Source organism: Oscillibacter sp. (assembly GCF_031978065.1).
Lineage (GTDB): Bacteria > Bacillota > Clostridia > Oscillospirales > Oscillospiraceae > Oscillibacter.
On the sequence record NZ_DALZCH010000136.1, the window covers coordinates 1 to 7,419 of the forward strand.

Below are 7,419 nucleotides of genomic sequence, written 5' to 3' on the forward strand. Positions count from 1 at the left end.
GAAAGCTTGAGCGTTCCTTTGGCAAATGCTCTCGTCTCGTGATCCAATTGTAAAGGGTTTTCCGCCTTGCCGGATACCCCAGTTGTATGATTGTTTTGGTGACGGAACCGCACTCGTCATATAGGGCAAGTGCCTTGTAGTACTGCTCCTCGGTATACATGCTTTCCTCCTGTTGGGATCATGACCAGTCCAACTTCTTGTCCGCCCCCCTACCTTTTTGCTTGGCACAGGTTGAATTGCAACAAATCGACTGAGAAATATCTGCGGTATTACCAAATACAAGATGACAGTTGCTTCCATTGTTACAGAAAACCAAAGTGCTTTGATAAAACGGGATACGGCAAAGAATTTTTGGAAATAGTTGCTACCAGCATTTCATCGCGGCCATATGTGTGTAGGTTCTCCGGATTATTGGCTGATGATGAAGAAATAAAAAATATGGGCCGAAGGCTGCTTCTCCGTTTTAAAAAGAGAACGTTGCCTATCAGCCGTACACAATCGAGGTCTTTTCGTTGCCGCAGAGGAGTGCCCCTTATATGTTTTGGCCTTGAATCTAAAGAGAATGGTTAAAGCCCTTCTTTTTATTCAAAGATACTCAATCCTCTCTATTTCCTACAAGATTTCGAGAGGATTTTTCCTCTTTGTCAACAGGTCCAATTCTTGACACTACCCAGAAAACAGGAGCGCGCTCAAAGATCTTTGACCACCTGAACGGAGGAGACCCCGTAATAAGCAAACACCTCCACCGCACTCTGCGAAATACGCTCGCCACTCACCGCCACGGGAACCGCGGGAGGACAGCCGACAGTGGGCGCGGCTAGAATTCGGCCTGCCGCCAGTGAAGCGGGAACGGATTCGCTGGGAGCGAAGACTGCTTCTCGGGGAGAGCAACCCGTTTCCATGGGAACAAGAGTCGGGCAACAGCGCAGAATCTGCTTTTGGCGGGAGTTTCTCCCGAGAGCGGATAAAATCCTCGTGAAATCCTGCTCTGTGTTTTCCGGCGTGGCCATCAGCACGGTAAAGTCCGGGTCGGCATACTCGCACTCCACCTTTTCCTGCCGCAGCAGCATCGCCAGCTCTTTACCATCCCAACCGCTTTCCGCGGCGGCGAACGTGAGTTTCATGGGGTCGCTTTTGGCAATCCTCCAGCCGTTGTCCCGCAAAGCGGCTCGAAGCACCTCCATCCGTGCCGCACAGGCTGCCAAACGGCTTGGGTAATCCTCTGCCAAATGGCGGTTTGCAAGATCCAGAGATTGCAGAATCAGATAGGAAGGACTGGTAGAACCGAACAGCGCCAACGCACGCTTTCCGTTTTCTATAAAATCCGCCGGAGCCTGCGGGCTCACATGAAGATACGCCCCGCCGGTCAACATCGGCAGCGTTTTATGGGCGGAGTCGCAGCACAAATCAGCGCCCAGGTCAATGGGATGGGCGCTGTGGGGCAGAAATTTGAGATAAGCGCCGTGCGCGCCGTCTACCACAAGAGGGACGCCGAACCGGTGGGCAGTTTCTGCCAGCGCCGCAATGTCCAGCGTGTTTCCCAAATAGTCCGGCGCGGTAAGATACACCGCAACGGGAGGACGGGACAGCCGTTTAAGAGCACCCTCCAACTGCCGGGAAGATACGCTGCATCGGCACAGAGAGAAAGAAGCGTCCTCCGGCCAGAGCCAGACAATTTCCACATCCAGCAAAGCAGCCGCCAGTACAAAGGACTGGTGTGCGTTTCGGGCGGCGACGATGACCGGGCGCTCGCCGCCGGACGGGGCGTGGAGCATGGAAAGATACAGCATTGCTCGAATGCATTGCGACGAGCCTTCCGCAGAGTAAAAAGTGGCGGCGGTACCAAACAGGGCGGCAGCATTTCGCTCGCTGCGGGCAATGATGCCGTCGGCCTGATACAGCGCATCCGCGCCTGCAATCTCCGTGATGTCCAACTGCTCACAACCCAGCGGTCCCCGGCCCTTGTGTCCGGGCATATGCAGCCGGGAGACGCCGCTTTGCAGATAGGCGCTTACAAAGTCCGCAATGGGGGTTTCCATACTGTGTGCCTCCCGATCTTCTGCTTATTTGCCCAAACTTTCCGCCACCTGAATCATAATGGAGCACTCCATGCGCTTTCGGAACAGCTCGCAGCCATAAGCATATGTGCCGCAGAGAGATCCGGTGGCGTGGTATGCGTTGGCAGCACAGCCGCCGGAGCAATACAGCTTGGCCCAGCAGTCCGCGCACTCAGGTCTGGAATAAGCGTTGCAGCTGCGAAATTCCTCCTGAATTGCGGAGTTGTCAACACCGTTCCAGATGTCTCCCAACCGGAACTGCTCATCACCGACAAACTGATGGCACGGATACAAATCTCCCCAAGGCGTCACGGCCATGTACTCCGTTCCGGACCCACAGCCGGAGATGCGTTTATAGATGCAAGGCCCGCCAGTGAGGTCAAGCATGTAGTGATAGAAGGTAAAGAGCTGGCCGGACTGCTTCCGCTCCAGCATCTCCTTGGCAAGCCGCTCATACTGCTCCAATACGATGGGAAGGTCCTCCTGCGTCAGGGCGGCGGGATCGGATGGGGCGCAGACGACCGGCTCCATGCTCAGCTCCGTAAAACCCAAATCCAGCATTGCGGGGATATCGTTGAGAAAGTCGGGATTTGCGTGGGTGAAGGTACCGCGCATGTAGTAGTTTTTGTTTTCTCTGGCCTGTACCAGCTTTTGAAACTTGGGGACAATGCGCTCCCAGCTGCCGTTGCCGGCGTAATCCACCCGGCAGCGGTCGTGAATCTCCTTACGCCCATCCAACGATAAAACAACGTTGCTCATCTCTCGATTGGAAAAGTCAATCACATCGTCGTCAATCAGCATTCCGTTGGTGGTAAGGGTAAAACGGAAGTTTTTATGGGCATCCTTTTCGATGCTACGGGCATACATCACCAGCCGCTTTACAACATCCCAGTTCATCAACGGCTCTCCGCCGAAAAAGTCTACCTCCAGATTTGTGCGGCTGCCGGAGTGCTCCACCAGATAGTCCAGCGCGCGCTTTCCCACCTCAAAGCTCATCACCGCGCGGTCTCCATGATACTCTCCCTGACTTGCAAAGCAATAGGCGCAATTGAGGTTGCAGGTGTGGGCCACATGCAGACACAGCGCCTTTACCACGCCGTTGCTGCGCTCCTTAAAGATGTCGGCCAGCGGCTCAAATGTATCGGGAGTAAAAAGTTTTCCGACGCGCTCCAGTTCCGCCACATCCTCGAGACACACGCAAAGTTCCGCTTTATTGACATCGGGGCGGTCGCTGTATTTTTCCAGCAGATAAGCAATGATTTCATCGGCACTTTTTTTGCGGTATAAGGAAATCACGTCGTAAGCCACTTCATCCACCACGTGAATCGCGCCGGAGCAAGTGTCCAAAACGATGTTGCATCCATTGAGCTGATATTGATGTACCATAATTCCTCCGTGTTATCCATTATAAAAAAATGCCGCCGGTTCGGCGGCATTTTTTATCAGCTTTTCTTACTTGCCAGCGCTTTCACACTTTTGGTTGGCAATACCGCAGCTGGTCTTGCAGGCGGACTGGCAAGAAGTCTGGCACTCGCCGCAGCCACCGTGCTTGGCGCTTTCGCAGAGATTACGGGTTTTAAGCGTCTTGATTCTTTCCATAATGCAAATCTCCATTTCTGCCTGGGCGGTCACCGATGATACCACAGACTGTTTAATTAACATTTAGCCTGAAACTTATATCATATTTCGGCTGAATTGTCAAGAAAACGCGTAGAAAGCAATTACCGTTTTAGATCAATCCGCGTAAATTTTAGATCCCGGCCGCCAATGTATCATGAGGACAAAAAACTTGCAGAATTGGCGGGCCCTGCGCCTCAAATAAAGCTGCAAGAAAAAATTTCATTCACAAATCTATTGACAAATTGTCGAAAACATGTCATATTAATGCGCATCTTAAAAAAATGAGGAGTTAAAGAGTTCATTAGCGAATACTGGGACCACTCCCTCGGGAGTTGAGGCCATACGGACAGCCGGGTCCACTGCCGATTGGTGGTTTTCCGCCTCTTATTGATTGAGTTAAAATCTCAAATTTTATAAGTTGGTTACTTCATAACCAAAATGCGTGATTGCGCAGACTTGTGAAACGGTCAATAAAGAGTAGTAAAAGTATGATTGCTATATAGACTCTAAAGTACCCTCTGAATATCCGCTCTGTTCTTTTCGGATTTTGATTTTATGGCTTTGTGGGAGATTGTCCCTGAGATGCCGCAGGATTTTTTCGAAAAATACGATGGAGTTGTGAGAACAGGTTTTAACCACAAGCTGTGTAATAACAGCTTGTGGTTTTTTGTTTTTACGAGGTGCGATATGGAGAAAAAGACAATGCTAAATCAGAATCGTGCGCCTATTTACGAGGCTTTGCAGACATTTCGCCAGATGCGGGTGATGCCGTTCGACGTTCCGGGACACAAGCGGGGCAAGGGCAACCCAGAGTTGACGGAATTTCTGGGCGAGCGTTGCATCAGCGTTGACGTCAACAGCATGAAGCCGCTGGATAACCTCTGCCACCCGGTTTCTGTGATCCGAGAAGCGGAAGAGCTGGCGGCTGAGGCATTTGGCGCCTCCCACGCTTTTTTGATGGTGGGAGGCACCACAAGCTCGGTGCAGAGTATGGTACTTTCCACTTGCAAGCGTGGCGATAAGATCATCCTGCCGCGAAATGTGCATCGAAGCGTCATCAACGCGCTGATCCTGTGCGGCGCGATTCCGGTCTATGTAAATCCGGAGGTGGATCAGCGCCTGGGAATCTCTTTGGGGATGAAACGGGAACAGGTCGCCAATGCAATTCATGAAAATCCGGACGCGGTTGCGGTTTTGGTGAATAACCCAACCTACTATGGAATTTGCAGCAACCTCAGGGCAATTGTGAAAATAGCACACGAGGCCGGTATGTACTGCTTGGCAGACGAAGCCCATGGCACGCATTTTTACTTCGGAGCGGATATGCCCGTTTCCGCTATGGCGGCGGGAGCGGATATGGCGGCTGTTTCCATGCACAAAAGCGGCGGCAGTCTGACGCAGTCAAGCCTGCTGCTGATCGGGCCGGGGATTCAGGAGGGATATGTCCGCAAAATTATCAACCTGACGCAGACCACCTCCGGAAGTTATCTGCTGATGTCCAGCCTTGATATCAGCCGCCGCAATCTGGCCCTGCGCGGCAGGACTATGTTTCAGCAGGTAACGGCGATGGCGGAGTATGTCAGAGAGGAGATCAATGCCATTGGCGGATACTATGCGTTTGGAAGAGAGTGTGTGAACGGGGACTCTGTGTTTGACTTTGACCCCACCAAGCTCAGCGTCCACACCCGTGATATCGGACTGGCCGGGATCGAGGTGTACGACCTTCTGCGCGACGAGTACGATATTCAAATTGAATTTGGCGATATCGGCAATATCCTCGCCTACCTCTCCATGGGGGACCGTCCGCAGGAGGCGGAGCGGCTGGTCAGTGCGCTGGCGGAGATTCGCAGACGCTATCAGACGGACAGTAGCGGACTGATGAATCAAGAATACATTGCACCCGAGGTTGTGATGAGCCCACAGGATGCGTTTTACGCCTCGAAAAAAAGTGTTCCTCTGACGGAGAGCGCCGGATGCATCTGCAGTGAGTTTGTCATGTGCTATCCGCCGGGGATTCCCGTTGTTGCACCTGGGGAGCGCATCACGTCTGAGGTGCTCCAATATATCCAATACGCGAAAGCAAAGGGGTGCTCCATGACCGGACCCGAAGACCCCGATATTGAGAAAATCAATGTCTTACAGGAGGAACACTGATGGAACTCTGGTTTAGCGAATTTCACACGCCGGATGTCAAGCTCAGCATTCGGGTTAATCGGCACCTGTACTCGCACAAAAGTCAGTATCAGCAGATCGATATTTATGATACGCCCGAGTTTGGACGGGTTTTGGCACTTGACGGGAACGTGATGCTGACGGAGCGGGACGAATTTATCTATGATGAGATGGTCACCCATGTTCCGATGGCGGTCCACCCCAACATTCAGGATGTGCTGGTCATTGGCGCGGGAGACGGCGGCGTAGTGCGCGAACTGGCCCGATACGAAACAATCCGGTCCATCGATCTGGTGGAAATGGACGATCAAGTGGTGGAGGCATGCCGGCTCTATCTGCCGGAGAACGCCTGCCGGCTGGACGATGAGCGGGTGCATATCTATTTTGACAACGCCCTGCGCTTTATCCGCCGCCGCAAAGCGCAGTACGATCTGATCATCGTGGACTCCACCGATCCGTTCGGACCGTCGGAGCCTTATTTCACAAGAGAGTTTTACGGAAGCTGCTGTAATGCGCTCCGTGAGGACGGGATTATGGTCAACCAGCAGGGTAGCCCCTTTTACCGCCATGACTCGGAGGCCATGCAGCGCAGCCATAAGCGGATCGTCAACACATTCCCCATCAGCAGGGTCTATCAGGCGCATATTCCGACCTATGCCGCCGGCTATTGGCTCTTTGGCTTCGCCAGCAAAAAATACCATCCCGTGGATGATCTTGATGCTGAGAGGTGGCGCGCACTGCATTTGGACACGCAGTATTATACGGCCCGCCTTCACACCGGGGCTTTCTGCCTGCCTGCGTTTTTAGAAAAACTGCTGCTGGAAGTGGAGGAGAAATCATGAGACCTAATGTTGAAACGTTTATCGGCTGCGACTGCGCTTATGAGGAGGCCGAGATCGTTTTGTTCGGAGCGCCCTTTGATTCCACCACCAGCTACCGGCCGGGGGCAAGATTCGGATCTTCCGCCATGAGACACGAGAGCTTTGGTCTTGAGACATACAGCCCGTATCAGGACCGAGACTTGTTCGACTGCCGCATTTTCGACAGCGGAGATTTAGAGCTTTGCTTTGGAAGCGCGGAGTCTGCACTCAGCGACATTGAAAAGCGCACGGCTGAAATTTTGCGGGACGGGAAGCGCCCCCTGCTTTTGGGAGGAGAACACTTGGTCACGCTGGGGGCTATTCGCGCCGTGAGCCAAAAGTTCCCAAAGCTCCACCTCATCCACTTTGATGCCCACGCGGATCTGCGCAGCGAATATCTGGGCGCCGAGCTGAGTCATGCCTGTGTGATCCGCCGCTGCCACGATCTTTTGGGGAATGGACGAATCCATCAATTCTGCATTCGGAGTGGCGACCGGACGGAATTTCAGTTTGCAAAAGAGCACACGGATTTGCATCCCTTCTGCTTCGGCGGTCTGGAGGGATTGGTCAAGCAATTACGCGCCTCGGATGCACCGGTTTATTTGACCATTGACTTGGACTGCCTTTACCCGGCCGTGTTTCCCGGCACGGGGACTCCGGAGGCTGGAGGGGTGACCTTTATGGAGTTGCTGAACGCGATCCGTTTAGCA

6 protein-coding genes are annotated in these 7,419 nt (G+C 53.0%); 3 read left to right on the forward strand and 3 right to left on the reverse strand.

Annotated features, from left to right (window positions below):
- Window positions 1-689 precede the first annotated feature (689 nt).
- From RTK01_RS14970 to scfA, 3 genes are all read right to left on the reverse strand, one after another.
- Window positions 690-2,039, reverse strand: a complete 1,350-nt coding sequence (locus RTK01_RS14970) for an amino acid decarboxylase (RefSeq protein WP_312281738.1) — start codon at window positions 2,037-2,039, stop codon at window positions 690-692.
- Between the two features lie 24 nt (window positions 2,040-2,063).
- Entirely contained in the window at window positions 2,064-3,443 is a 1,380-nt protein-coding gene (scfB, locus tag RTK01_RS14975; protein WP_312281739.1) for a thioether cross-link-forming SCIFF peptide maturase, read from the reverse strand.
- Between the two features lie 66 nt (window positions 3,444-3,509).
- Window positions 3,510-3,656 (reverse strand): six-cysteine ranthipeptide SCIFF, encoded by a 147-nt coding sequence (scfA, locus tag RTK01_RS14980; RefSeq protein ID WP_312281740.1) that lies wholly within the window; start codon window positions 3,654-3,656, stop codon window positions 3,510-3,512.
- Between the two features lie 708 nt (window positions 3,657-4,364).
- Between scfA and RTK01_RS14985 the strand changes: the two genes are divergently transcribed.
- The 3 genes from RTK01_RS14985 to speB all read left to right on the forward strand — a co-directional run.
- Window positions 4,365-5,831 (forward strand): aminotransferase class I/II-fold pyridoxal phosphate-dependent enzyme, encoded by a 1,467-nt coding sequence (locus RTK01_RS14985; RefSeq protein ID WP_312281741.1) that lies wholly within the window; start codon window positions 4,365-4,367, stop codon window positions 5,829-5,831.
- Window positions 5,831-6,691: a polyamine aminopropyltransferase gene (gene speE / locus RTK01_RS14990; RefSeq protein ID WP_312281742.1), complete on the forward strand. Its 861-nt coding sequence runs from the start codon at window positions 5,831-5,833 to the stop codon at window positions 6,689-6,691. The genes RTK01_RS14985 and speE overlap by 1 nt, the downstream gene beginning before the upstream one ends.
- On the forward strand, window positions 6,688-7,419 hold a 732-nt coding region (gene speB / locus RTK01_RS14995), incomplete at its 3' end, for an agmatinase (RefSeq protein ID WP_312281743.1). The genes speE and speB, both read left to right, overlap by 4 nt.